The organism is Lachnospiraceae bacterium (assembly GCA_025758065.1).
GTDB lineage: Bacteria > Bacillota > Clostridia > Lachnospirales > Lachnospiraceae > Enterocloster.
Window position 1 is genome coordinate 2,186,791 of record CP107199.1, and the last position, 25,671, is coordinate 2,212,461.

The following is a 25,671-nucleotide window of genomic DNA, read 5'->3' on the forward strand; positions in this document are numbered from 1 at the left end:
ACCGTGCTTCTTGTTTTCATGAATATGGAAACAAGAAGATGTCATGGCTGAACTGTAACATTTAATAATCAGGAATCTCCCAGGGATTTCGCTTTTAAGATAAAAAGTTCCCCGTTTTGCAAGGGATCCATCTGGCAGAACGGGGAATTCTCATATTGAATAAAAAGTTACTGTTTTTTCTGCATAAGCAATCAAAAAGGACACCTTTTATTGTATAATTATGTTACCCACAAAACAACACGAAAGAAGGTGTCCTTAATGAAAAATTAGCATTAAAGAAGCTGCTAACTTATATGAAAAGTGTATATAAAATCCCGGAGAAAATCAAGGGGTTATCGGACAAAAGAAAAAGAAGAACGATCCCATTATTTAATATCGTCATGCCGGCACTGCTCTTTCTGATGCTGCAGTATGAGAGTTTTCATACAGTTTTTTCTGCGCCTGAAAGTATGGGAAAACGATTGAAAAACTGCATACATGGAAAAATACCTAAAATTGATGCGGTCCGTGACCTTCTTACCCAGATAGATCCAGATGAGATCCGTGAGATCCACGACCAGACGATCGATATCATAAAAAGCAACCGTGTATTTCGGGAAGGGACTATAGGTGGATATGTTGTAGCCGGTATCGATGGAGTGGAATTGTTCAACAGCACAAAAAAGTCCTGTTCGGACTGCCTTAGCCGGAAAAACCGTGCAGGTGAAACAGAATATTTCCACCGGAGCGTGGTCTGTATGACAGTAGGAAAAACGCCACATGTAATCCTGGGCCAGGAAATGTTAAAACCGAGGGACGGAGCGGAAAAAGATGAAGGAGAACTGACAGGAGGAAAAAAGCTGATCAGACGTCTGAAGGAAAGACACGGACATTTCGCAGATGTGATCGTAGCAGATGCGCTGTATCTGAATGCCCCATTTATCAATACGATAAAAGAGTGCGGACTGGATGCGGTGATCCGACTAAAAGATGAACGAAGGGAACTGTTTCAGGATGCGGAAAGCCTGTTTAAGCGGGATGAGGGGAAAAAAAGGTCGTTTACCTGTGGAAAAAAGAATATAGAAGTCTGGGATCTTTCAGGATTTGAGATAGATAATAGTCCCCATAAGCTTCGTGTGATCCGATATCATGAAAGCTGGAAAGAAAACGAACGCCGGATGTGGCTGGTAACGACTCTGGATCAAGGGGAACCTCGGGTTTTATGGGAGATGATGAACCGAAGATGGGATATAGAAGAGAATGGATTCCACCAGTTGAAAACGTATTATCACGCAAAACATTGCTATTGCCATGCAGCAACAGAAGTAATATTTGATCTGATGATCATCGGCTTCAACATGAGAGAATTATACCTGTATCGCCGTATTCAAAGATTTAAAGAAAGTGGAATCAGCCGAAAAAGTGTGAACCGGAAGTTTTGTGATGAGCTATTATTGGAAAAAGTAAAAAGTATCTTGTATGAAAAGGGCGGATAGTCTGTCAGTGGGAAAATAAAAACAGGCGCTTTGAAATGAGCTAAATTTAACTAAGGGGGGACGTTGTGCGCATTCAGCTATTCAGGAAGCAAAAGAGAAAATAAGCGTGAGAGGGGCACTATTTATAAATATACAGTGCTAAAAGCGAAATCCCTGGGAATCTCCCTGTTCCTTGTACATGAAAGAAAAAATATGTTATACTTAGAAATAGGTATCTAGTACATCGTTTCGTAAATAACTGTACTAATCACGTAGGATGCGGATTTGAGTGTGCAGGTCTAAAAACGCAGGCGTAGCGGGCTACGCTGAGGCTTTTAGGCCTGTGCAATCAGATTCGCAGACAAGTGAGTAGTATAGTTATTTCGAAAACGATGTACTAGTATACGGGATGGTAATGAAAGGAAAGAAAAAAATGCAGATCTATGAAGAATTAGTTGCCAGAGGTCTTATCGCCCAGGTAACAAATGAAGAAGAAATCCGTAAAATGGTAAACGAAGGAAAAGCAGTTTTCTATATTGGTTTTGACCCAACTGCTGACAGTCTTCATGTAGGACATTTTATGGCACTGTGCCTGATGAAACGTCTTCAGATGGCTGGAAATAAGCCGATCGCCCTGATCGGAGGCGGTACTGGTATGGTAGGAGATCCATCAGGACGTACTGATATGCGTAAGATGATGACACCTGAGATCATCCAGCACAACTGTGACTGCTTCAAAAAGCAGATGAGCCGTTTCATTGATTTCTCTGATGGAAAAGCCCTGATGGTAAACAATGCTGAGTGGCTGATGAACTTAAATTATATTGAATTTTTAAGGGAAGTAGGTCCTCATTTCTCCGTTAATAATATGCTCCGTGCAGAGTGCTACAAGCAGAGAATGGAAAAAGGCTTAAGCTTCTTAGAGTTTAACTACATGCTGATGCAGAGCTATGACTTCTATGAGCTGTTCCAGCGCTATGGCTGCAACATGCAGTTCGGCGGTGATGACCAGTGGAGCAATATGTTAGGCGGTACAGAGCTGATCCGCCGTAAGCTGGGCAAAGATGCTCATGCTATGACCATTACCCTGTTATTAAACTCCGAAGGTAAAAAGATGGGCAAGACCCAGTCAGGTGCTGTATGGCTGGATCCTGAAAAAACCTCTCCATTTGATTTTTACCAGTACTGGAGAAACGTAGGTGACGCTGATGTACTTAAGTGCCTGCGTATGCTTACTTTCCTGCCATTAGAGCAGATCGATGAAATGGACAAGTGGGAAGGAAGCCAGTTAAATAAGGCAAAAGAGATCCTTGCATTTGAACTGACCAAGCTGGTACATGGGGAAGAAGAGGCTGCAAAAGCACAGGAAGGTGCAAGAGCATTATTTGCAGGCGGCGCTAATACCGAAAATATGCCAACCTGTGAACTGGGTGAAGAAGATTTCACAGATGGAAATATCGACATTTTAACTGTTCTTACAAAATCAGGACTGGCCGCATCACGTTCTGAGGCAAGAAGAAATGTAGAACAGGGCGGTGTATCTGCTGACGGAACACAGATCAAGGATATCAAGGCAGTATTTGCAAAAGAACAGTTTGCAGGTGATGGTGTTGTGATCAAGCGCGGAAAGAAGAACTTTAAGAAAGTTATTTTAAAGTAAGATAAATGAGAGGAGGATGCTTGGTGAAAAACTATATGACACTGCTTCTTGCAGCAGCCTTTGCTGTGGGAAGTACCTTCTCTTCTCAAGCAGGTTCTTCCTTTAAGAAAGATGTACCACTCACCCTTCATATGGATATAAACAACAGGCAGACACCTGTTTATGACGGATATACTTCTTATGTAATGGGTAATCGTACCTGTGAAAATGATACATTTACTGTTACAAAAAATACAGACCAGGTAGATCTGGGAGATGTGACTTTAAGCTATTATCTGATCACCTATAATGGTGGTACAGAGAAAAACTTAGAATGCAGAGTCTATGGTCTGAAAGAAGGGGAACATTATCCTGTCATCCGTCCGGAGACCTTTAGCCGTGAAAAAGCATCGGGGGATGTATATGACTCTCTGGAACGTTGTTACATGGTGGAATTTTCCACAGAGGATGAGCGGAAGGAATATTATTTTACTGCTGTTCCAGAAAGTGATATGGCTGGTTACAGGAATATCCATCTGGGAAAATGGGAGAAGGATGTAAAGGGCTGGCGTTATCTGTATCAGGGGGATTATCTTACTTCCTGGGCGAAGATCAATGAAAAATGGTATCTGTTTGGTGCAGATGGATATATGTTAACAGGCTGGCAGGAATCTATGGGGCATACCTATTATCTGAACCTTTCTGATGGTGTGATGATGAGCAATTGTACCATAGATGGCCGCAGGCTGGATGGAAGCGGAGCATGCGTAGAATGAAAAAATCATATGAAATAGATATGTGTAACGGCCCACTTCTGGGCAAGATCCTTGTTTTTTCAGTTCCCCTTATGCTTTCCGGTATTCTTCAGCTGCTTTTTAACGCGGCAGACATCATTGTAGTAGGAAGGTTTGCGGGAAGTACAGCACTGGCAGCTGTTGGTTCTACCGCCTCACTGATCAATTTAATGATCAATGTATTTGTGGGATTATCAGTAGGTGTCAATGTTCTTGCTGCCAGATATTATGGCGGCCAGAAGGAAAAAGATATTCAGGATACAGTCCACACAGCTATTATGATGGCTATATTAAGCGGTCTGTTTCTGGTGCTTCTGGGAGAAACTGCTTCAAGGCCGATGCTTACCCTTATGGGAACACCGGATGATGTACTGGATCAGGCGGCATTGTACCTGAAGATCTATTTCTTTGGGATGCCGGTGCTGATGATCTATAACTTCGGTGCAGCTCTTTTAAGGGCGGTAGGGGATACCAGACGTCCGTTGTACTTTTTATTTGCAGCCGGAGCTGTAAATGTAGTTTTGAACCTGTTTTTTGTAATACAGCTGGGAATGGGCGTAGATGGCGTTGGCTGGGCAACCGTTATTTCTGAATGTGTGTCTGCGGGCCTGATCATCCGCAGCCTGATGAAGGAAAGGGGAGCTATGAAGCTTCATCTTTCCAAGCTGCGCATTGTACCTGAAAAATTGAAACAGATCATACGTATAGGTCTGCCGGCAGGTATGCAGGGGGCGATCTTCTCTATTTCCAACGTGCTGATCCAGTCATCTGTAAACTCATTCGGCTCTATTGCCATGGCAGGAAATACATCTTCTGCCAATATTGAAGGCTTTGTATACACGGCTATGAATGCTGTATACCAGACCAGCTTAAGCTTTACCAGCCAGAACCTGGGCGGTAAGAAATACAGCCGTATTGACAAGATTAAAAATATCTGTCTGGGAGTTGTAACAGTAGTAGGTCTGATCCTGGGACTGGGAGCTGTATTTGGAGGAAAAGGACTTTTAAGTATCTATTCTTCTGATCCGGAGGTACTTGCCTTTGGCATGCGCAGACTGCGTATTATCTGCGGTACCTATTTTCTGTGCGGTCTTATGGATTGTATGGTAGGAAGTTTAAGAGGTCTGGGATATTCTGTACTTCCAATGATCGTATCCTTAACAGGAGCCTGCGGCTTCCGTGTATTCTGGATCTTTACGATCTTTGCTTCCTGCCGGACCCTTGAAGTGCTTTATCTGTCCTATCCGGTTTCCTGGATCATAACGGCTTCAGCTCATATGTTTACATATTATAAAATACGAAAAAGATTCCCGAAAAAAGATGCAGTGTAAGATCCTTTCGGGGGTCTTTTTTATTGCGCGATACATATGGTGAAAACTTAATAGAATATTCTGATAAATACGTTTTGAATACAAAATAAAAGTATTAAAATGTACAAAAAATATAAATAATTATAATCAATAAATACAATTTTAAAATATGCTAAAAATATAGAATTAATTTTAAAATAGTATTGACAAAATGCGGGATATCTGGTATATTAAAGACAACAAAAGAACGAAGAAAATAAATAAAAAAGAAATTGTAGACAATCAGTTTCGAAAAAATCTAAGAAAAGGAGGTACGGACCACCAGAAGGATAACATTGTTTCATTTATAAAAGATGTGATTTATAAATGAGACTAGGACAAACCTCAATCTTTTAAAACCGCTTACTTAAAAAACTATCCGTAAGAGTATCGAAAAGAGAAGAGTACAAAATTGGAAAATCCAGTTTTCGGTTTGGTCATATGACGAGAAAGTATGGTCAGGACGAAAGAAGATTACCAGATAGAAAGAAATATAAAAAGAAAGAGTGAGAAAAGAAAAGCGGAAGAGAAAGAAATGAGGCACACAATTGAATATAGAGAAAAGAAACGAAAAACAAATGTTTCAGAAAAGAGAGGCTTGGTCCAATGGACGAGATAGTCAGAAGGCGGATATCGTAATCGCGAAGTGGTTAATCAAAGATTCGATATCCGTCTTATTTTATTGCGAAAGTGTTACCAAGCGGCTATGCGGACTGCGTGCTTGCACGCAAGGACGTATAGACATTTGGCAACCAAGCTTTCGTTTTACAGCCCTTCCAGATTAAAAGGCGGTGTGTATTCTTCTTTCGCACTGCTTTTTTGCTGCATAAAACCGTCAGTCATGCCAAGCTCCAGGGCAGTATCTACTACTTTGTTATACTCATAAGAAGTGATCCGGCGGTTTAGCTGGGGATAGTCCGGATTTTGGGTATAAGGAGTGTACTGGCTTAACAGACTTACCAGATAGGAATGCTCCGGAAAATGTTGGTGGATCCAGTAAAGCAACCGGATAGAGTCATCCTTGTGACCGGGAAGGACCATATGGCGGATAATGATGCCTTTCGTCATTAAGGGAAAATCCGGTCTGCCGGGGACAGAGGAAGGATGGAGTGTATATTCGGGTGCGCCGGTCTGGTGGATCATCTGGGCAATAGAAGCAGAGGCCTGTTCAAAGTAATATTTTGCTTTTGAATAGCGAAAAGCCAGTTCATTGTCAAAATATTTAAAATCAGGAAGCCAGATATCAATATAATCTTTTAACAGGGAAATGATCTCCGGGCGTTCATAGCCGCCACAGTTACAGACTACAGGAATATGCAGCTTGTGGCGGACCAGATCCAGTGTTTTAATGATATCCGGAAAAAACTGGGTAGGCGTTACCAGATTGATATTGTAAGCACCTTTGTCCTGAAGACGCAAAAAAGCATCTCCAAGTTCGTTTACGGTCAGTTCTTTACCAAAATGGTCCTTGCTTAGTATTGAATTCTGGCAGAAACAGCAGCGTAAGGTACAGCCGGAGAAAAAGACAGCGCCGCTGCCGCCTGGTTCTTCTTCCGGTCCGCTAAGTACCGGTTCCTCCCATTTATGAAGGGCGGCTCTGGCTGCTGAAATGTGACTTGAGCAGCCGCAGTAGCCTGTGGTCACACTGCGGTTTACATGACACATTCTGGGACAGAGTGTACAGTTTGTATAGTCAGGTAAGTTCATATAGAAACTCCTTTTTGTATTTATGTACTCTCGGAATCTTCCCTGCACCTGTTTTTGTGGTCGATTTTGCGGGAGTGCATATCTTGCAAGTGCTCTTTGTGGGAGCATTTGTCCATTTATGGTTCGGTTCTGATCAGCCGGTGCTGCTCCCTGTATTCTTTCGGTGAGATCCCGTATTCTTTTTTAAAAGCACGGAAAAAGCTGGTGTAATCTTTAAAACCATATTGTGGAAAAATACGGCTGATAGGTTCGCCGGAGAGGATCGCCTGGCGGCTGGCATGAAGCCGCTTTTTTAATATATACTGATGCAAGGAAATTCCCATATTATCTTTGAAAATGTGGGCAATGTGGTATTTACTCACATAAAAATTTGCTGCGATCCGTTCCAGACTTAGATCATCTTCCAGATTCTGATGGATATAGTCACATATTTTTAAGTAAAGGGCATTTTCAAATACCTGGGAATGTTCGTGGAGGCTGCTGTAAAGGAGCCGGTTAATGTATACAAGGAAAGACATAGCCATCAGTTCTCTTGCCTGGGCATGAAAAATACGCTCGGAACTATTTTCCTCTAACAGATCCATCAGCTTTCCCAGGATATCCTGGGCTGTAATACGGTCGGTAGGAATGCGGTAGATCTGGTTAGAGGCAGCAGTGTCAAAGCAATAGGTCAGGTCAGTATCCTGTTTATGGAGTTTTTCATAATAAGACCGGTTCAGCCAGAGTACAAAACGGCGGTATGGCTGGTCGAAGGAGAGAAATTCCGGAAAATGGGGGATTCCCGGAGGAATCAGCAGGCAGTCACCGTAGGAAAGTTTGTATATAGCATCGCCGATGTGGTATTTGACATTTCCTTCCAGAAAAAAATAAAATTCGCAGTAATCATGGTGGTGAGAGGCAACAGAACGCAGCTCAGTATCGTTATAATAAAAAAGCTCAAAATCTACCGGCCGCATGTATTGCCGTTTATTGAAATCCATGGAAATCTGTTTCATGTAAAAACCTCCCATGTAAGGAAAGATATTTTTTGATTTTTCCGTATCACACCTAGTATAATCCACAATAATTATCCGCCCCTTTCACTTGTTTAAATTTCCATCTGCCGCGTCAGCTTCAATCGACGATGCCACCGGCATCGCCTCATTCAGCTTCCTTGCACATGAAAATTTATCCTGCGTGTAATGGATCGGTAATTATCGTGGATTATACTAGTATAACATAAACAACAACTTTTGCAATATGCACAACAATTATGACTATGGACGAAAACGGAAGTTCTGGTATAATTCATAATATAGATGGTACATGTGTGAGAAATCAGGGTATTATCTTTGCAATCGATTTAGATCACGTATTTTGTAATGTGCAGAAAAAATTTTAAGTTTGAGTATATTAAGTATATAATGATGTTAAAGCTTAAATATATAATGTTTAAAGGAGGAAGTTTCAATGAAATTATCATTCAGATGGTACGGAGAAGATGACAAGGTGACTCTGGAGAATATCCGCCAGATCCCAGGTATGCAGTCTATCGTAACTGCAGTTTACGATGTTCCTGTTGGTGAGGTATGGAGCCGCGAGAGCATTGCGAAGTTAAAGAAGCAGGTTGAGGACGCTGGCCTTGGCTTTGATGTAATTGAAAGTATCCCGGTTCATGAGGATATTAAGTTAGGCAAGCCAACCAGAGATAAATACATTGAAAATTACTGTGAGAACATCCGCCGTGTTGCTGAAGCAGGCATTAAATGTATCTGCTACAACTTCATGCCTGTATTTGACTGGACAAGAACCCAGTTAGACCATGTGCTGGCTGACGGATCTACTTCCCTGGTTTACTATCAGGAGCAGGTAGATGCTGTAAATCCTTTAAACAGTGACAGTGACTTAACTCTTCCAGGCTGGGACTCCAGCTACACAAGAGAAGGCTTAAAGGCAGTAGTTGCTGAGTACAACAACTTAAGCGAAGATGATTTATGGAACAACTTACAGTATTTCCTGGAGAGAGTGATCCCGGTAGCTGCTGAGTGTGATGTAAATATGGCGATCCATGAGGATGATCCATGCTGGAGCATTTTCGGACTTCCAAGAATCATTACCTGCGAAGAGAACCTGGACCGTTTCTTAAAGCTGGTTGATGACAAGCATAATGGTATTACACTTTGCACCGGTTCTTTAGGATGCTCTGGAAAGAACGATGTAGTAAAGATGGCAGCTAAGTATGCAGCAATGGGACGTATCCATTTTGCACATTTAAGAAACGTAGCTGTTCTGGATAATGGTTTCGAGGAGAGAGCACACCTTTCCAGCTGTGGTTCCCTTGATATGTTTGGAATCGTTAAAGCACTGGTAGACAATGGCTTTGACGGCTATGTAAGACCTGACCACGGACGTATGATCTGGGGCGAAACAGGACGTGCAGGATATGGTCTGTACGACAGAGCACTGGGTGCAACTTATCTGAACGGTTTATTTGAAGCTGTTGAGAAGATGAGCAAGTAATTAACCTGGGGATAGTCCGGGAAAGCAGACAGTAGAGTGCGTAAGCACGGGATCGTGTGTCTAAGTCCCTCTGACGGGACGGAAACGTAAGTATAAAAGAAATCTGTTTCCTGCCTGTTGGCAGGAAATAAAATGGCATCGAAAATATAGCAATAAAAAATACCGCAGTTTCCGGCAATATAATGCCGGGGCTGTGGTATTTTTTATATAAAAGCGCTAAATCTCCGCCTGTAAGTCTGAGGCTGCAGTTTACATCAAAAATCCCCGCTCACCGAGCGGGGAAAATTTACGGTTATTTTATTTTCTGTACAGATATTTCGGTACACCGTCTTCAAATACATGTTCTGGCACGCCCTTGATCAGAGGCAGTGCGTATTTTGCAAATTCAGGGGAAATGTCGTTGTTATTGCCGGTGATCCATTCAGCTGGGAATGGCTTTTCCTTATTACATACATCGCACACATCTACCAGACCGTATTCCAGACTGTATTCATTATTGTCTGTGCGGTTAAATGTGATCATTTTTCCGGTAACACCTTCTAAGGCACATTTTACAGCGGTGCGTCCAGCCATATCAGCCTCATTGATATCTGTAAGAGAAGCAAGCAGGCTGCTGCAGCGCTGGTTTACATTTAACTCTACAGAGCGTACCTTTACTCCAAAGCGGTTACGCACATAGCTTTCCAGAAGCTTTCCGCAGCCGGTGAGCATCTTATGGCCGAAGGTGTCTAACTGGGCTTCAGTGGAGTATTCGCAGATGAATTTTCCGGAAGCATCGCGGATACCTTCCGATACACATACTACAACGGCAGTACTCTTGCTTAAAGCATTTTCCAGGTCAGTAAAGAAGCTTTCCATTTCAAATGGAGCTTCCGGCATATAAATAAGGAGAGGATTGTCTCCTTCGAACTTGCGGGCAAGACTGCTGGCTGCAGTGACCCAGCCTGCGTGACGGCCCATAAGCTCTACAATGGTAACGGCCGGCTGCTGGTAAACAGAGGCATCTAGAACGATCTCACGGACGGTGGAAGCAACATAGCGGGCTGCGCTGCCATATCCCGGAGTGTGATCAGTAACGGGAAGGTCATTGTCAATGGTCTTAGGGACACCAATAAAGGAAATGTCTTTATGGTTATTGGCTGCCCAGCGGGAAAGCTTGTCAGCAGTATCCATGGAATCATTTCCGCCGATATAGAAAACAGCACCGATATTTAACTGTTCAAATTTTTCAAAAAGAAGGGTGTATACGGAAGCATCCAGATTTTCCGGAAGTTTATAACGGCAGGAACCAAGATAGGCAGCCGGTGTAAGACGTAAAAGCTCTAAATCTTCGTCTGATAATTCAGCAGAAAGGTCCATTACATGTCCGGAAAGAAAACCTTCGATACCATTGATCATGCCGTAAACATGTCCGACCTTGTCACAATGTGCAGCAGCTTCTTTGATGATGCCGTAAAGACTGGCGTTGATCACTGCGGTAGGTCCGCCGGACTGGCCTACAAGAATATTTTTACTCAAAGAAAAATCCTCCTCTCATTTGTAAAGAAATCATAGTTGTTGTAGTTCAACTCTTTCAGTATAACGAAAAGAAGGTTTAAATGCAATGTAATTCGTAAAAGTGCATAGAAAACATAGGATTTTTTTGTAAACTATTCCCATTGTTTTCCAGAGATATATCTGCTAGTCTGTATACAGATATGCAGACTTGTATACAAAGTATCGAAATAAATCCAAATACAAACAAAAGTTAAAACAAAATGTATTCTGGAATTTGTATTCTTGAATTTTGGGAGTACATAAAACGAGAGCAGGAGGAATTGGACAATGGCAGACTATTTAAACAACTTTTCACTGGAAGGCAAAGTAGCACTGATCACAGGCGCATCTTATGGGATCGGCTTTGCGATCGCAAAGGCAATGGCAGGTGCTGGCGCAACGATCGTATTTAATGATATCAAACAGGAGCTGGTAGATAAGGGCCTGGCTGCATATGAGGCAGAGGGCATCAAGGCTCATGGCTATGTATGCGATGTTACTGATGAAGAGGCTGTAAATGCATTAGTAGCACAGATTGAAAAAGAAGTAGGTGTGATCGATATCCTGGTAAACAATGCAGGTATCATTAAACGTATTCCGATGTGCGAGATGAGCGCAGCTGAGTTCAGACAGGTTATTGATGTAGACTTAAATGCACCATTTATCGTATCTAAGGCTGTTATCCCGGGCATGATCAAGAAAGGACACGGAAAGATCATTAACATCTGTTCTATGATGAGTGAACTGGGACGTGAAACTGTATCTGCTTATGCAGCTGCAAAGGGCGGCTTAAAGATGCTGACCAAGAATATTGCATCTGAATACGGCGAATACAACATCCAGTGTAATGGTATCGGACCTGGTTATATTGCAACCCCTCAGACTGCACCTCTTCGTGAGATCCAGCCAGACGGTTCCAGACATCCATTTGACCAGTTTATCGTAAGCAAGACTCCTGCAGGACGCTGGGGCGATGCAGAGGATCTGGGTGGTCCGGCAGTATTCCTTGCTTCCGATGCTTCCAACTTTGTTAATGGTCTGGTACTGTATGTAGATGGTGGTATTCTGGCTTACATTGGCAAGCAGCCTAAATAACAGGATGCACTTTAAGAAAGACAGGAAATTAACTGAATGAGTGGGACAAATTTCAGAAACCGCGGCGAGCAGGTATTTGAGACATTAAAAAGAGAAATTTTAGATCTGAAATTGGAACCGGGGCGCATGGTCAGTGAAAATGAGATCTGTGAGCGCTTCGGGGTTTCAAGGACCCCGGTGCGTGATGCCCTGCGTCTGCTCCAGGAGCAGGGATTTGTGGAGACAGTTCCCTACAGGGGAACTTATGTGACACTGCTAAGTCTGGATAATATCAAGCAGATGATCTATATGCGTGTAGCAGTGGAGACCATGGTGCTGAGGGATTTTCTGAATGTACAGAATCCTATGGTCATGGAGGAAATACGTCATGCCATTGCCATGCAGAAAGCACTGATCCAGACACCGGGCTTTGAACCTGAGCGCTTTTACCGTATGGATGCACAACTTCATTCCATTTGGTTTGGGGCTGTGAAAAGACAGACATTGTGGGAAATGCTCCAGGCACAGCAGCTGCATTATACCAGATTCCGTATGCTGGATTTTACAACAGAGACGGATTTTAGTCGTATTACAGAGGAACATGAGGAATTGTTCAGGCTGCTCTGTGAAAAAGATGAAAAGGGTCTGGAAAAGGCATTAAAGGATCATCTTTATTACAGTATGAAGCGTATGCGTCATGCAATAGAGGTAGAGTATAAAGATTATTTTAAAGAAGAACCAGAAGAAGGACGGTTTGTCATCTGACAGATCGTCCTTTAACATACTATAATATTCCAGAAAACTTTTTATAGTTGATCTTGGGGGGGAGCTTTATTCATATAGCTTCATATATTTTCTTTCACTGGGATTTTCCTCCAGGTATTCTTCCAGCTCTTCAGGGGAAAGATGAGTGTATACTTCATCAAAAAATTCCTCACCTGACATAGTAACGAACCGGGCGATGCGTTTTCTCAGTTCTTCGTCTTCTAGCAGCTTTTCAATCTCTTCTTTTGTATACCAACTCATATACCCCACCTCCATGAGTACTTTTTTTATACATCATAATACCTATAGTATATTCGTTATTACGAAGATATTCAAGATGTAAAATCTAACTTATGCTTGACCTATTAAGAAGGGGTTACAGGAGAAGGCATAGGATGATCGATTATTCACCGTTTTGGAAAACACTGGAAATATCAGAGGAAAGCTGGTATACACTGACCAAGAAGCATCATATATCAGACAGCACTCTGCACCGTTTAAAGCACAACCAGGATATTTCAATGAGGACAATCAATGATCTGTGCAGGATACTTGGATGTCAGATCGAGGATATTGCGGTATACGTGCCATCAGATAAGGATCAGAAATTATAAGTTAAAATTTTAAAGAAAAACAGCTCCGGCAGATATCTGATAAGCCTGCCGGAGCATTTTTTACGCTTTCCTATCTTTTAAAATCCTGCAAAGTAATATAAAATGATACCAGGATCAAAAGGTCATAAATCCGATGCAAGCTTGCTTGAAGGTGGATTTTTGAACTTGGGACCCGCCAAAAACATGATTAAGAAAGAAAAGGATTATATAAAAGAAGGAGAAAGGGATGAAGAAATGGTTCCGGCTTCCGCTGCAGGAAAAACTGAAATATCTTACCTTTTCGGCTGGCGCGGTGGTGTTTTTGTCCATTGCAGCCAATATGCTGGTAGCTTTTTTCGGGCTTGGCGGCTTTGGAAGTATTTTAAAGGATAATTCCCAGAGCCTTGCATTCTGGACATCTATGGACGAAGAAAGCGCAGCTTTTGATAAATATATCCAGGAGCGTTCTGATGAAAGCCTGGAAACGTTAAAAGAAAGTACAAAGCATACAAAGGGGCTGTTAAATGAGCTGCCCTTTGAATACAGGAATATTGGAAAAGAACGGTATGCCAGGACATGGACACTGCGCAATCTTTATGAAAATTATGAGGTCGTATTAAATGGACTTCTGGAAAAAGAACATCTGACAGAGGAAGATATGCCCCAGGTTTACAAAATAAGGCGGATCCAGGAATATCTTACAGGACAGGCCGGGCAATTGGAGCAGCTGACTGTGCGGGGCGGAAGCCGTGCCTATGAACAGCAACGATATATGCTGACGGTAATACCGGTATGCAGCCTTATATGTGGAATGGCAGCATTCTGGATGGTGCGCCAGCTTAACCGTACGGCCAGCCGTTATATTGTAAAGCCTATAGTGGAGCTGGCTGCCGATTCTGTGCGCATCGGTGAAAATGATTTTACAGGCCCGGATGTAGTGACGGAGGGGGAAGATGAGATCAGCCGCCTGGTCCATGAATTCTGCCGTATGAAGGCTTCTACCAGGGACAATATCCGCACTATGGAAGAAAAACATGCTATGGAGCAGAAATTAAATGACATGCGCCTTCAGATGCTAAAGAGCCAGATCAATCCCCATTTTTTATTTAATACCTTAAATATGATCGCCAGCACAGCCCAGATCGAGGATGCGGCAGCGACGGAGAAGATGATCACAGCTTTAAGCCGCCTGTTCCGCTATAATTTAAAGTCCGCAGGAGCTGTGATGCCTTTAGAACGGGAGCTTAAGATCATTCAGGATTATATGTATCTTCAGAAAATGCGATTTGGTCAGCGGGTCCGTTATGATACGGACTGTGCACCGGAAACCCTGGAAGTGTTAGTTCCTTCCTTTGTTTTGCAGCCTCTGGTGGAAAACTCCATTAAACATGGGCTTTCTAAGGACAGCAAAGGCGGAAGGATCTTTATAAGGACATGGATGCACAACGGACGGCTGTGGATCTCAGTGGCGGATACTGGTGCTGGCATGGAAGAAGACCGGTTAAAACAGATCCGGGCTGCGTTAAATGACGGTACGGAAAATGAGATTGGCATTGGTGTGGGAAATATTTACCGCAGAGTCAGGGGAATGTACGAAGACGGGGAAATGCATATTTACAGCCACAAAGGGTGCGGAACAGCTGTACAGCTGGCCTTTACACCAAAGGATATCGCGAGTTTTTAGAATTGGGGGAGTGCAGGGCACGAAGTAATCCGGTATCAGGGAGATTTTGAAAGATTCAGGGAGAATATGGAGACAGAAGGGAGGAAAAAAGCATGTATCGTGTGCTTTTGGCAGATGATGAACAGATCGAGCGTATGGCTCTTGCCAGACGTCTCATGCGCCGCTTTGGGGACAGCCTTCAGATCAGTGAGGCAACCAATGGAAAAGAGGCAGTTGAATTATATCAGAAAGAACACAGCCAGATCATTATCATGGATATTTCCATGCCGGAGTTAAATGGTGTGGAGGCAGCAGAGCAGATCCGCAGTATGGATGAGGACTGTGTTATTGTCTTTTTAACGGCTTATGATGAATTTTCCTATGCAAAACGTGCCATAGTAATACGGGCACTTGATTATCTGTTAAAGCCTTGTGATGAGGAAGAACTGGCAGCGGTCATGGAAGAAGCCATGCGGCTGACAGATAAAGCTGTTCATAATAAAGAAAATCCCACCGGCAACAGGGCAGAAATGACAGAAGCAGAGAAAGAAGCGGAAAAAAGGAGAGAACAGTGGCCATGGAATCCGGATGCAGAGGCACCAAAGGATCCGGAGACAGAGCGGATGAATCAGGTGGTAGAGAAGATACGGACCTATATCCGGGAAAATTATATGAACGAGATCTCCATGCAGGACGCTGCAAGGCAGTTTAATTATTCAGATGCCTATTTCTGCAAGCTGTTTAAGCAGTGTTTTGATCAGAATTTTACCTCCTATCTGACTAATTTCCGCATCAATGAAGCGAAAAGATTACTGAAGGACAAGAATATCAGTATCAAGGATGCAGGTATGAAGGTGGGATATTATGATTCTAACTACTTTGCCAAGGTTTTTAAACGGGTGACAGGTATGATCCCCTCTGAATACAGGGAAGCGGATTAGCCCATGGCTGAATTTTGGACAAAATATTCCACCTCAATGACAAGGATTTACGGTACAAAGGAAAACCCTCAGGTTATATAATGGGAAAGGTGTTAATGAAGTGTTAAAAAATTAACTTCTTCCCTGAAAACCTGGGGGATTTGTGTTTTTTGGGAAGGAAAATATTATCAAGTGTATAAAGAAAGGGAAAATGATGGTTAGGAAATTAGTTAAAAAACTGTCAGCCTGTGTGCTGGCTGCAGCCGTTGTTGCTGGTCTTACCGGCTGCGGTTCTGTAACTTCCGGAAAGCGCATTGTCCGTATTTCACATGCCCAGTCAGAAACACATCCGGAGCATCTGGGACTTCTGGCATTTAAGAAGTATGTTGAGGAACGCTTAGGAGATAAGTATGAAGTCCAGATCTTCCCAAATGAGCTTCTGGGTTCCGCGCAGAAAGCGATCGAGCTGACCCAGACCGGTGCAATCGACTTCGTAGTAGCAGGTACTGCAAACCTGGAGACTTTCGCAAGTGTTTATGAGATTTTCAGCATGCCATATCTGTTTGATTCCGAGGACGTTTACAAGTCTGTAATGCAGGATACGGATTACATGGAAAAGATTTATGAGTCCACTGACGAAGCAGGTTTCCGCGTAGTTACCTGGTATAATGCAGGAACCAGAAACTTCTATGGCAAAAAGCCGATCAATACCCCGGATGACTTAAAGGGCATGAAGATCCGTGTACAGCAGAGTCCGGCCAGTGTTGCCATGGTAAATGCATTTGGCGCAGCTGCAGCTCCTATGAGCTTTGGTGAGGTTTATACTGCCATCCAGCAGGGTGTTATCGATGGTGCTGAAAACAACGAGCTGGCATTGACGAACAATAAGCACGGTGAAGTAGCTAAGTATTATTCCTATAATAAACATCAGATGGTACCGGATATGCTGGTTGCCAACTTAAAATTCTTAAACGGCTTAAGCCCGGAAGAATATCAGGTATTTAAAGAGGCTGCTGCTGTTTCCACTGAAGTTGAGATGGCTGAGTGGGACAAGAGTATTGAAGAGGCAAAGGATATTGCCATTAATCAGATGGGCGTTGAGTTTATTGATGTAGATGTAAACGCATTTAAGCAGAAAGTGCTTCCTCTTCATGAGAAGATGTTACAGGAAAATCCGAAGATCGTGGATTTCTATAACCACATCCAGGAAGCAAACGAAAAAGCAAAGGGAGGACAGTAGAATGGAAACAATGCTGAAAATCAAAGCAGGGATCATGCGCGTTCTTAGTATCGTTATCATTTTCCTGTTTGCCTTTATGACTGTGATCGGTACTTACCAGATCGTAACCCGTTATTTCTTCAATAAGCCAAGTACTGTATCTGAGGAGCTTTTAACATACAGCTTTACATGGATGGCTCTTCTGGCTTCTGCTTATGTGTTCGGAAAAAGAGACCACATGAGAATGGGCTTCCTGGCAGATAAGCTTACAGGTTCTGCAAGAAAAGCATTAGAGCTTTGCATCGATGCTTTAACCTTTGCCCTGGCAGCTGTTGTGCTGGTATATGGCGGTATCTCTATTACCAGGCTGACCATGATCCAGACTACCGCTTCCCTGCGTGTTCCTATGGGCTATATTTACGTGATCGTACCTGTTACCGGTATTCTGATCATGCTCTTCAGCGCTATGAATGCGATCCAGGTTTCAAAGAAGGATTTTAATGAGAAGGGGGAAGTTAGATTATGAGTAGTATAGCAGTTACCTGTGGCCTTATTATCCTGGTACTCCTTGTGATTATGCTTCTTGCAGGAGTTCCTATTGCAGTTGCCCTGGCAGTTTCCTCCATTGCAGCTATTCTCCCTGTTTTAAATACAGGCGCAGCCGTACTCACCGGCGCACAGAGGATTTTCTCCGGTATTTCCGTATTCAGCTTGCTGGCGATCCCTTTCTTTATTCTTGCCGGAAACCTGATGAACAAGGGCGGTATCGCGATCCGTCTGATCAACTTTGCCAAGCTGTTTACCGGAAGGATCCCTGGAGCTTTAGCACATACAAACGCAGTAGCAAACATGTTGTTTGGCGCGATCTCAGGTTCTGGTACAGCAGCAGCTTCCGCTATGGGTTCTATTATCGGACCTATTGAGGAAGAAGAAGGCTATGACCGTGATTTTTCCGCAGCAGCAAACATTGCAACCGCTCCTACAGGACTTCTGATCCCGCCAAGTAATGTTATGATCACTTATTCCCTGGTCAGCGGCGGTACATCTGTAGCAGCATTATTCATGGCTGGTTATATTCCCGGTATCCTCTGGGGACTTGCCTGCATGATCGTTATCTATATCTTCGCTAAGAAGAAAGGTTACGCAAGCACAAAGAGATTTACAAACAGTGAAAAGATCAAAGTATTTTTCCAGGCTATCCCATGTCTGTTAATGATCATCATTGTAATCGGCGGCATTATTTCCGGTATCTTTACTGCAACAGAGGGAAGCGTTGTAGCCGTTGTATACAGCCTGATCCTTTCCCTGTTCTTCTACCGCTCCATTAAGATTTCTGAGCTGCCAAAGATCTTCCTTGACAGTGCGGAAATGACTGGTATCATCATCTTCCTGATCGGTGTTTCTAGTATCATGAGCTGGGTAATGGCATTTACTGAGATTCCGAAGGCAGTTTCTACTGCTATGTTAAGCATCAGTGACAACCGTTATGTGATCCTTTTCATTATTAACATTCTGCTTCTGATCATCGGTACATTCATGGATATGACACCGGCGTGTCTGATCTTTACCCCGATCTTCCTGCCGATCTGCCAGCAGCTTGGAATGAATACCGTTCACTTTGGTATCATGATGATCTTCAACCTGTGTATCGGTACTATCACACCTCCTGTAGGAACTACCCTGTTTGTAGGTGTTAAGGTGGGCCAGACTAAGATCGAAAATGTTATTAAACAGCTGTTAGTTTACTTTGCAGCTATATTTATCGTACTTCTGTTAGTAACTTATGTTCCGATCCTGTCAATGTGGCTGCCGGGATTACTTGGATATGTTTAAATAGAAATCAGGTCAACACAAAATCTCACATAGTGTTATAGAACCTGACTTTCAGAGTTGAATAGTAAAATATGGTGCTAAGCCAAGGATTAAAACCTATGGCTTAGCATTTTTTTATCTCTCCATCACTCAGAAAATAGGACATCAGTGGCAGGTTGCAAAGTGACGCGAAGTTTTTTATAATGGTGTCAGTATATAAGACCGCCTGTGGAAATGGTCAGGAAATGGTTATTTTCGTCACCTAATTAAAATGGAATGAGGCCAGTGCAGCATTTTAAACCAGTTTGAGTGTGGGCGGTATTATCAGTATAACAAAGGGCGGCTGTTTGATGAGAACAGGCGCAGATTCAGGGAGCGCTGAATTAGGGAGAAAATATATGAAGAAGAGTATTTCAGTTGTGACGCTGTTTCCGGGAGCCAGTCAGTGCTATGCCGGGCAGATAAGGGAACTGTTTGGCGATCTGGTGGAGGTTTATTCCTACAGTACAAGTGACCAATCGGTGGAAAAGATAACAAGAACGGATTTATATCTGGTTTCTACGGATGCTTTTAAGATAGCGGAGGAGGAGAGCCAGTATGTGCCGGCAGACGGGCAGGTGGTGGAAATATATGTAGGATATTCCAAGGAGGTGATTCGCAGACTGAAGGAAATTCCGGCAGGAACCAGGGTGCTGTTTGTCAATGTTACGCACCAGATGGCCAGAGAGGCCATTACGCAATTAGAGCAGTCAGGTGTGAATCAGCTTCAATTCATTCCTTACGGGCCGGATGTATTTACGATGGAACCGACTTTTGGGGATGATGTGGTGCCGGAGAATGTAAAGCTGGCGGTAACGCCGGATGAGATGGATTTTGTTCCTGCAGGGATGGAGCAGGTCATCAATATCGGTCATCGTCCCTGTACTGCAAACACCATGATTGAGACTGCTTTGCGACTGGGATTAGAGAGTGTAATGGAAGAAAAAAATTCCAGAATTATATTCACTCTATGGCTTCCGGAAATTACAGCTTTGAGCAGATGTTCCAGCGCTCCAGAAATCTGGAGAGTCAGTTGGATCTTCTTCTGGAAATTCTGGACGAGGGCGTGATCGGCGTTAATGAAAAAGGGAAAATTTTTGCCTGTAATCAGAAAGCCAGGGTTATTACAGGTATGAAGATCAGGATGCTTTTGGGGCGGCCGGCGGAACAGATTTTTCCATATATTCCTTTTGAAAAATGTATCCGTGAACAGACGCAGGTTCTAGAGCGCCTGATCCGTATTAATGCGGCAAATATCAATATGACAGTGGTTCCGGTTATGCGGGGCGGCCGATGTATCGGCGCTTTTTCCACCCTTCAGCCATTAAGCGAGCTGGAAAAAAAGCAAAATGAGCTGCGAAGTCAGCTGCGAACCAAGGGATATCGGGCGAAGTATAATTTTGAGGATGTAGTCGGAAAATCCCAGGCCATTGAGAAAACCAAAACAATCTTAAAGAGCATGGCCCAGACGGAATCTCCCATACTTTTAATCGGAGAGACAGGAACTGGAAAGGAAATTTTTGCTCACGCAGTTCATCTGGCCTCCAGCCGCAGAGATGGCCCTTTTGTGGCCATCAATGTAGCCGCCATGCCGGAAAATCTTCTGGAAAGCGAGCTTTTTGGTTATGAGGAAGGTGCTTTTACCGGGGCCAAAAAAGGAGGCCGTCCCGGCCTTTTTGAGTTTGCCCATGAGGGAACTCTGTTTCTGGATGAGGTCGAGGGAATGAGCATGGCCATGCAGGTAAAGCTTCTGCGCGTTTTGCAGGAGAGGGAAATCATGCGTGTAGGCGGAAATCAGATCATTAATGTGAACGTGCGTATTGTGGCGGCCACAAATGAGAGCCTGGAGGAGCGAGTGGAGAACGGAAGTTTCCGCAGGGATCTGTATTACCGGCTGAGCACACTTCCGGTCCTCATACCGCCGCTGCGGGAACGGGAGGGGGACATACAGCTGCTTTTGGAGCATTTCCGCAGATGTGCAGGCGGAGAATTTTCACTGTCTACTGAGGTGAGACAGCTCCTGTTTCGTTATTCCTGGCCCGGAAATATCCGGGAGCTTCAGAATGTGGTAGAGTATCTGTGTTTTACAGGAGAAAAGGTGATTAAGCGTGAGGATTTGCCAGTAACCTTTCTGCGTCTGGCGGGACAGGAAAAACCGGCAGTACGGAACCGGGATTTAGCAAAAAATGATTCCCGGTACAGTCCGGTTTTCTGGTTTGTGCTGGGACTGCTTTATAAGGCGGAAAAAGAGGGGCATCCTGCCGGCAGGGAGATGATACTGGAGACGGCAAGACAGCAGAATGTTGCACTGTCACAGAAGAAAATACGAGATATTCTGGCATTGATGGCGCAAAAGGGTTTTGCCACCGTGAGCCGGGGAAGAGGCGGCAGCCGCATCACAGAAACTGGTCAAAAAATGTGGGAAAATAACCAAATAACCAAATGACCAATTAAAACATGCGTTTTGGAAGCAGAAGCAAAAAGAAATGGGGAAAATGCGTGCTTTTCAGAATTGGCATGAATCTTGCTATATAAATAAGCAGCGGCCCGAAAGGAAACGGGCTGTAAAATAAAAGAGGAATGTCGCAGAGCACTGCAGGGCTCCGGCAGGAAAGGAGAGAAGTGAAATACAATTTTGACGAGGTCATTGACCGGAGCAAAAACCGCTCCGCCAAATATGACGAGAGAGAAAAGAAGTTTGGAAGAAAAGATGTGATTCCGCTGTGGATCGCAGACATGGACTTTAAGACGGCGCAGCCCATTATTGATGCCGTAAAGGCAAAAGCAGAGGAAGGAATCTGGGGCTACACCTCCAGACCGGCTTCTTATTATGAGGCAGTCTGCGGTTGGCAGAAACGCCGCAATGGCTGGGAGATCGACAAGTCTAAAATCAGTTTCAGCCTTGGCGTAGTACCTACATTATCTTCTATAGTGGAGGTTTTTACAGAGCCAGGAGATAAGGTGCTGATCCAGACACCGGTTTACTCCGAGTTTTATGATGTGACAGAGGGCTGGGGCAGAGAAGTAGTTGAAAGCCCGCTGGTTGAGACGGATGGGAACTGGAGTGTTGATTTTGAGGATTTTGAGGAGAAGGTAAAACAGGCGAAAATATTTTTCCTGTGCAGTCCTCACAATCCCCTTGGAATTGTATGGGAGAGAGAGCAGCTTACCAGATTATGCGAGATCTGCATTAAAAATCATGTGTTGATCGTATCAGATGAGATTCATTCCGATTTGGTTTTTCATGGAAAGAAGCATATTCCGACGGCAACGCTGTCGCCGGAAATCGCAGCCAACGTGATCAGCTGTATTTCTGGAACAAAAACCTTCAACATGGCGGGCCTGCAGGCGTCAGCGGTTATCTTCCCTAATATGGAGTTGAAGGCGAAGTATGACAGGTTCTGGATGAATCTGGATATTCACCGCAACAATGCCGTTAGTTCCGTTGCGATGGAGACAGCATTTAATGAAGGAGAGGAATGGCTGGAGCAGCTTCTGGTATATATTTCCGACAACTTTGATTTTATCAAGGATTACTGTGAGAAATACATTCCTCAGATTCATCCCAATGTTCCGGACGCTACCTATCTGGTATGGCTGGATTGCCGGGAGCTGGGAATGAGCAATGAAGAGCTGAGCCGTTTTATGGTAGAGAAAGCTGGCTTGGGATTAAGCGATGGATACACATTCGGAAGAAGTCTTTCCGGTTATATGCGTCTTAACGCAGCATGTCCAAGAAGTGTTTTAAAACAGGCTTTAGAGCAGCTTCGTGCTGCTGTGGAAGCGTTATAGGGAAGCAAAGTAAGTATAATGGAGGGAAAAAAAATGGCAAAAGAAAAGAAGAAAGGCTTTGTGCTGCGGGCACTGGACACTGTGGAGCATGTGGGAAATGCTCTGCCCAACCCCGCAACGATTTTCCTGATTTTGACGGGAGTCGTAATCGTACTGTCCGCAATCTGCGCGGCTTGTGGTGTATCGGTTACATATGATTTCCTGGACAACTCAAAGGGAGAAATCACCCAGAAAACCGTTGCTGCAGTCAGCCTTCTGGCACCTGACAGCATCCGTCACATGGTAACAACCGTAGTTGGAAACTTTACCGGATTCTTCGCACTTGGAACTGTATTCACCATCATGATCGGTGTAGGCGTAGCGGACGGAACCGGATTTATGTCTGCATTGCTGAGGAAGGTGGCTGCTTCCACTCCAAAGGCATTTGTGACAGCTGTTGTGGTATTCTTAGGAATTATGTCCAACATCGCATCTTCTACCGGATATGTAGTTCTGGTGCCATTGGGCGCAGTTTTATTTATGGCATTCGGCCGTCATCCAATCGCAGGTCTTGCAGCAGCCTTTGCAGGTGTATCCGGCGGATGGAGTGCAAACCTTTTGATCGGAACCAATGACCCCATGTTTGCTGGTATGTCCACACAGGCAGCTCAGATGATCGATCCAAGCTACAATGTACTTCCTGTATGTAACTGGTATTTCATGATAGCATCTACATTCCTGATCACCATTATCGGAACCTTTGTTACAGATAAAATCATTGAGCCACGTCTGGCTCCTTATGTACCGGATGCTTCTGAGCAGGTTCAGGATATCGGTGAGAATGAGAAGCGCGGTATGCGCTGGGCAGGAATTACAGCGCTGGTTTATATAGCAATTATGGCAATGTTAGTTGTACCGCAGAACGGACTTTTAAGAAATCCGGAAACACACGCATTTTTAAGCTCCCCGTTCATGAGCGGAATCATTTTCTTCATGATGCTGCTGTTCCTGCTTCCGGGCCTTGCTTATGGTATCGGCGCTGGCGTTATCAAGAATGACAAAGATGTAGTGGAACTGATGAACAAGACCATCAGCGGTCTTTCCAGCTTCATGGTTCTGATTTTCTTCGCAGCTCAGTTTACTGCATGCTTTAACTATTCAAACCTGGGAACCATCATTTCCGTTGCAGGCGCTGATTTCCTGAAGTCTGTTGGCTTCACAGGACTGCCATTAATCATTTGCTATATCGTACTGACCGCATTTATCAATATCTTTATTGCAGTTGACTCTGCAAAATGGGCTATTATGGCACCGATTTTCGTTCCAATGTTCATGCGTCTTGGTTATTCTCCGGAACTTACCCAGGTAGCTTACCGTATTGGCGATTCCAGTACCAACATCATTGCTCCGCTGATGCCATTCTTCGTATTGACTGTAGCATTCTTCCAGAAGTATGACAAGAAGGCAGGAATCGGAAGTGTTATTTCTACCATGCTTCCTTACTCACTGGCATTTTTAATTGGCTGGATTATCATGTTCTGCGTATGGTATGTACTGGGACTTCCGTTAGGACCTGGTTCACCGATGTTCTATTAATGAATAACTAACTGATGGTTGAAGTAGAAGGGGAAAACAAATGAGACCAAAGGAATATAGAATTAAGGAACTGCTTTGCGAAAAAGGATTGGATGGAGCAATCGTGTCCTCTCCGGAGAATTTTCATTATGTAACAGGATTCGGCGGCCATCAGCATACCGTATCCAGACAGCCAGGATTTACCCTGGCTGTCATGCGGGCTGATGACAAGGTGCCCACCCATCTGACAACGATGGACTTTGAGGCTGCCACATTCCGTATTAAGGCTGCGGGACTGAATTTTGTGGTAGACCCTTATGATACCTGGGTTGGCTTAAAAACCTGGGATGAGATTGCCCACGGAGCAGTTGTGCCGGATAAAACAGCTATGGAAAGCTCCATGGATAAGCTGGTTCAGTTTATGAAGGCCTGCGATCTGGCGAACAAAAAGGTTGGCATAGAGCTGGATTACCTTCCAGTTCCCTACTATAAGAGTCTGACTGAAAAGTTCCCGGAAGCGGAATTTGTAGATATTTCTGATTTATTTGTCTATGCCCGCAGCGTAAAACAGCCGGACGAGATTGAAATGTTCCGGAAGCTGTGCCGCATTGCAGATCATGGTTTTACAGAGGTAAGCAAAATTGCGAAAATCGGTGTATCTGAGCGTGAATTGTCCCAGTGCTTCCGGGAAGATGTAATAAAGTCCGGATTCTGTGTTCCAAGCGCCTGGTCTATGTTCTCCACAGGCCCATCCGGCGCAAGGCTGACACTGCCGGGAGACGGAGTTGTAAAAGACGGGGATGTGGTGAAATTTGATGCAGGTGTCAATGCAGAATTTGATTTCTATACCACAGATACCTCCAGAGCATGGATAATCGGAAACGGTGACCCGGCATTGTTAAAATTAAAGGATCGTCTTTACGAAGGACAGCGCAGAATGATTGCGGCGGCAAAACCAGGCCTTCCTATCAATGAATTGTATCACACTGCATATGACTATGTAAAAGAGATGTTCCCCTGCTATCGGAGAGGTCATCAGGGACACTCCATCAGTATGGGACCGGCGACAGCAGAGGCGCCTTACATCAACGCTTCCGAGACAAGACCTCTGGAGGCAGGAATGATACTGGCAATGGAAGTACCTTGCTACATTGACGGTGTAAATGGTTTCAACATTGAGGATATGGTGCTGATTACAGAGGATGGTTGTGAAGTGTTGACACCAAACACACCTCATTATCTGTAAAACAGACCGGTTAAGG

At 44.0% G+C, this 25,671-nt stretch carries 20 protein-coding genes and 1 pseudogene; 17 read left to right on the top strand and 4 right to left on the bottom strand.

Annotated features, from left to right (window positions below; all coding sequences use genetic code 11):
* Positions 1-293: 293 nt before the first annotated feature.
* The 4 genes from OGM16_10130 (at position 294) to OGM16_10145 (ending at position 5,218) form a co-directional block, all read left to right on the top strand.
* Positions 294-1,475, top strand: a complete 1,182-nt coding sequence (locus OGM16_10130; GenBank protein UYJ45192.1) for a transposase — start codon at positions 294-296, stop codon at positions 1,473-1,475.
* 412 nt (positions 1,476-1,887) lie between these two features.
* Positions 1,888-3,114 (top strand): tyrosine--tRNA ligase, encoded by a 1,227-nt coding sequence (gene tyrS, locus OGM16_10135; protein UYJ45193.1) that lies wholly within the window; start codon positions 1,888-1,890, stop codon positions 3,112-3,114.
* A 23-nt stretch (positions 3,115-3,137) separates the two neighbouring features.
* The gene (locus OGM16_10140) at positions 3,138-3,869 is read left to right on the top strand and encodes a hypothetical protein (GenBank protein ID UYJ45194.1); all 732 of its coding nucleotides are present in this window, start codon (positions 3,138-3,140) and stop codon (positions 3,867-3,869) included.
* The gene (locus tag OGM16_10145; GenBank protein UYJ45195.1) at positions 3,866-5,218 is read left to right on the top strand and encodes an MATE family efflux transporter; all 1,353 of its coding nucleotides are present in this window, start codon (positions 3,866-3,868) and stop codon (positions 5,216-5,218) included. Before OGM16_10140 ends, OGM16_10145 begins: the two co-directional genes overlap by 4 nt.
* A 783-nt stretch (positions 5,219-6,001) precedes the next feature.
* On the opposite strand, the gene OGM16_10150 is transcribed toward OGM16_10145, so the two are convergent.
* Both OGM16_10150 and OGM16_10155 read right to left on the bottom strand, forming a co-directional pair.
* A complete protein-coding gene (locus OGM16_10150; GenBank protein ID UYJ45196.1) occupies positions 6,002-6,943 on the bottom strand; it encodes a radical SAM protein in 942 nt (313 codons plus the stop codon).
* 116 nt (positions 6,944-7,059) lie between these two features.
* Positions 7,060-7,938 carry an AraC family transcriptional regulator gene (locus OGM16_10155; protein UYJ45197.1) on the bottom strand — a complete coding sequence of 293 codons (879 nt, stop codon included), beginning with the start codon at positions 7,936-7,938 and terminating at the stop codon, positions 7,060-7,062.
* Positions 7,939-8,392: 454 nt separating this feature from the next.
* Here OGM16_10155 and OGM16_10160 point away from each other — a divergent pair, with 454 nt between their 5' ends.
* Positions 8,393-9,442, top strand: a complete 1,050-nt coding sequence (locus OGM16_10160; protein ID UYJ45198.1) for a mannonate dehydratase — start codon at positions 8,393-8,395, stop codon at positions 9,440-9,442.
* Positions 9,443-9,739: 297 nt separating this feature from the next.
* Here the strand turns inward: OGM16_10160 and OGM16_10165 are convergent, their stop codons facing one another.
* On the bottom strand, positions 9,740-10,960 hold the full coding sequence (locus OGM16_10165; protein UYJ45199.1) for a 6-phosphofructokinase: 1,221 nt from the start codon (positions 10,958-10,960) through the stop codon (positions 9,740-9,742).
* 306 nt (positions 10,961-11,266) lie between these two features.
* Between OGM16_10165 and OGM16_10170 the strand changes: the two genes are divergently transcribed.
* Together OGM16_10170 and OGM16_10175 are read left to right on the top strand one after the other, a co-directional pair.
* Positions 11,267-12,073 (top strand): gluconate 5-dehydrogenase, encoded by an 807-nt coding sequence (locus OGM16_10170; GenBank protein UYJ45200.1) that lies wholly within the window; start codon positions 11,267-11,269, stop codon positions 12,071-12,073.
* A 36-nt stretch (positions 12,074-12,109) separates the two neighbouring features.
* Positions 12,110-12,817: a GntR family transcriptional regulator gene (locus OGM16_10175; protein ID UYJ45201.1), complete on the top strand. Its 708-nt coding sequence runs from the start codon at positions 12,110-12,112 to the stop codon at positions 12,815-12,817.
* A 66-nt stretch (positions 12,818-12,883) separates the two neighbouring features.
* Here OGM16_10175 and OGM16_10180 read toward each other — a convergent pair whose 3' ends face one another.
* Entirely contained in the window at positions 12,884-13,078 is a 195-nt protein-coding gene (locus OGM16_10180; GenBank protein UYJ45202.1) for a hypothetical protein, read from the bottom strand.
* 134 nt (positions 13,079-13,212) lie between these two features.
* On the opposite strand from OGM16_10180, the gene OGM16_10185 reads away from it, so the two are divergent.
* The 10 genes and pseudogenes from OGM16_10185 (at position 13,213) to OGM16_10230 (ending at position 25,655) form a co-directional block, all read left to right on the top strand.
* On the top strand, positions 13,213-13,431 hold the full coding sequence (locus OGM16_10185; protein ID UYJ45203.1) for a helix-turn-helix transcriptional regulator: 219 nt from the start codon (positions 13,213-13,215) through the stop codon (positions 13,429-13,431).
* A 226-nt stretch (positions 13,432-13,657) separates the two neighbouring features.
* The gene (locus OGM16_10190; GenBank protein ID UYJ45204.1) at positions 13,658-15,094 is read left to right on the top strand and encodes a sensor histidine kinase; all 1,437 of its coding nucleotides are present in this window, start codon (positions 13,658-13,660) and stop codon (positions 15,092-15,094) included.
* Between the two features lie 92 nt (positions 15,095-15,186).
* Entirely contained in the window at positions 15,187-16,014 is an 828-nt protein-coding gene (locus tag OGM16_10195) for a response regulator (GenBank protein UYJ45205.1), read from the top strand.
* Positions 16,015-16,207: 193 nt separating this feature from the next.
* Complete coding sequence (locus OGM16_10200) at positions 16,208-17,233, top strand: TRAP transporter substrate-binding protein (protein ID UYJ48435.1); 1,026 nt, start codon at positions 16,208-16,210, stop codon at positions 17,231-17,233.
* Position 17,234: 1 nt separating this feature from the next.
* Positions 17,235-17,738 (top strand): TRAP transporter small permease, encoded by a 504-nt coding sequence (locus OGM16_10205; GenBank protein ID UYJ45206.1) that lies wholly within the window; start codon positions 17,235-17,237, stop codon positions 17,736-17,738.
* Positions 17,735-19,045, top strand: a complete 1,311-nt coding sequence (locus OGM16_10210; protein UYJ45207.1) for a TRAP transporter large permease — start codon at positions 17,735-17,737, stop codon at positions 19,043-19,045. Before OGM16_10205 ends, OGM16_10210 begins: the two co-directional genes overlap by 4 nt.
* 377 nt (positions 19,046-19,422) lie before the next feature.
* Positions 19,423-21,509 (top strand): annotated as a pseudogene (locus OGM16_10215) (sigma 54-interacting transcriptional regulator).
* Between the two features lie 176 nt (positions 21,510-21,685).
* Positions 21,686-22,855, top strand: a complete 1,170-nt coding sequence (locus OGM16_10220; GenBank protein ID UYJ45208.1) for a PatB family C-S lyase — start codon at positions 21,686-21,688, stop codon at positions 22,853-22,855.
* Positions 22,856-22,888: 33 nt separating this feature from the next.
* Positions 22,889-24,430: an AbgT family transporter gene (locus OGM16_10225; GenBank protein ID UYJ45209.1), complete on the top strand. Its 1,542-nt coding sequence runs from the start codon at positions 22,889-22,891 to the stop codon at positions 24,428-24,430.
* A 40-nt stretch (positions 24,431-24,470) separates the two neighbouring features.
* The gene (locus OGM16_10230) at positions 24,471-25,655 is read left to right on the top strand and encodes a Xaa-Pro peptidase family protein (protein ID UYJ45210.1); all 1,185 of its coding nucleotides are present in this window, start codon (positions 24,471-24,473) and stop codon (positions 25,653-25,655) included.
* Positions 25,656-25,671 lie beyond the last annotated feature (16 nt).

Excerpts from the sequence above, each read along its gene's own strand:
- OGM16_10130 (UYJ45192.1), top strand. The coding sequence starts at position 294 with ATGAAAAGTGTATATAAAATCCCGGAGAAAATCAAGGGGTTATCGGAC.
- tyrS (UYJ45193.1), top strand. The coding sequence starts at position 1,888 with ATGCAGATCTATGAAGAATTAGTTGCCAGAGGTCTTATCGCCCAGGTA.
- OGM16_10145 (UYJ45195.1), top strand. The coding sequence starts at position 3,866 with ATGAAAAAATCATATGAAATAGATATGTGTAACGGCCCACTTCTGGGC.
- OGM16_10150 (UYJ45196.1), bottom strand. The coding sequence starts at position 6,943 with ATGAACTTACCTGACTATACAAACTGTACACTCTGTCCCAGAATGTGT.
- OGM16_10155 (UYJ45197.1), bottom strand. The coding sequence starts at position 7,938 with ATGAAACAGATTTCCATGGATTTCAATAAACGGCAATACATGCGGCCG.
- OGM16_10160 (UYJ45198.1), top strand. The coding sequence starts at position 8,393 with ATGAAATTATCATTCAGATGGTACGGAGAAGATGACAAGGTGACTCTG.
- OGM16_10170 (UYJ45200.1), top strand. The coding sequence starts at position 11,267 with ATGGCAGACTATTTAAACAACTTTTCACTGGAAGGCAAAGTAGCACTG.
- OGM16_10175 (UYJ45201.1), top strand. The coding sequence starts at position 12,110 with ATGAGTGGGACAAATTTCAGAAACCGCGGCGAGCAGGTATTTGAGACA.
- OGM16_10180 (UYJ45202.1), bottom strand. The coding sequence starts at position 13,078 with ATGAGTTGGTATACAAAAGAAGAGATTGAAAAGCTGCTAGAAGACGAA.
- OGM16_10185 (UYJ45203.1), top strand. The coding sequence starts at position 13,213 with ATGATCGATTATTCACCGTTTTGGAAAACACTGGAAATATCAGAGGAA.
- OGM16_10190 (UYJ45204.1), top strand. The coding sequence starts at position 13,658 with ATGAAGAAATGGTTCCGGCTTCCGCTGCAGGAAAAACTGAAATATCTT.
- OGM16_10195 (UYJ45205.1), top strand. The coding sequence starts at position 15,187 with ATGTATCGTGTGCTTTTGGCAGATGATGAACAGATCGAGCGTATGGCT.
- OGM16_10200 (UYJ48435.1), top strand. The coding sequence starts at position 16,208 with ATGGTTAGGAAATTAGTTAAAAAACTGTCAGCCTGTGTGCTGGCTGCA.
- OGM16_10205 (UYJ45206.1), top strand. The coding sequence starts at position 17,235 with ATGGAAACAATGCTGAAAATCAAAGCAGGGATCATGCGCGTTCTTAGT.
- OGM16_10210 (UYJ45207.1), top strand. The coding sequence starts at position 17,735 with ATGAGTAGTATAGCAGTTACCTGTGGCCTTATTATCCTGGTACTCCTT.
- OGM16_10225 (UYJ45209.1), top strand. The coding sequence starts at position 22,889 with ATGGCAAAAGAAAAGAAGAAAGGCTTTGTGCTGCGGGCACTGGACACT.
- OGM16_10230 (UYJ45210.1), top strand. The coding sequence starts at position 24,471 with ATGAGACCAAAGGAATATAGAATTAAGGAACTGCTTTGCGAAAAAGGA.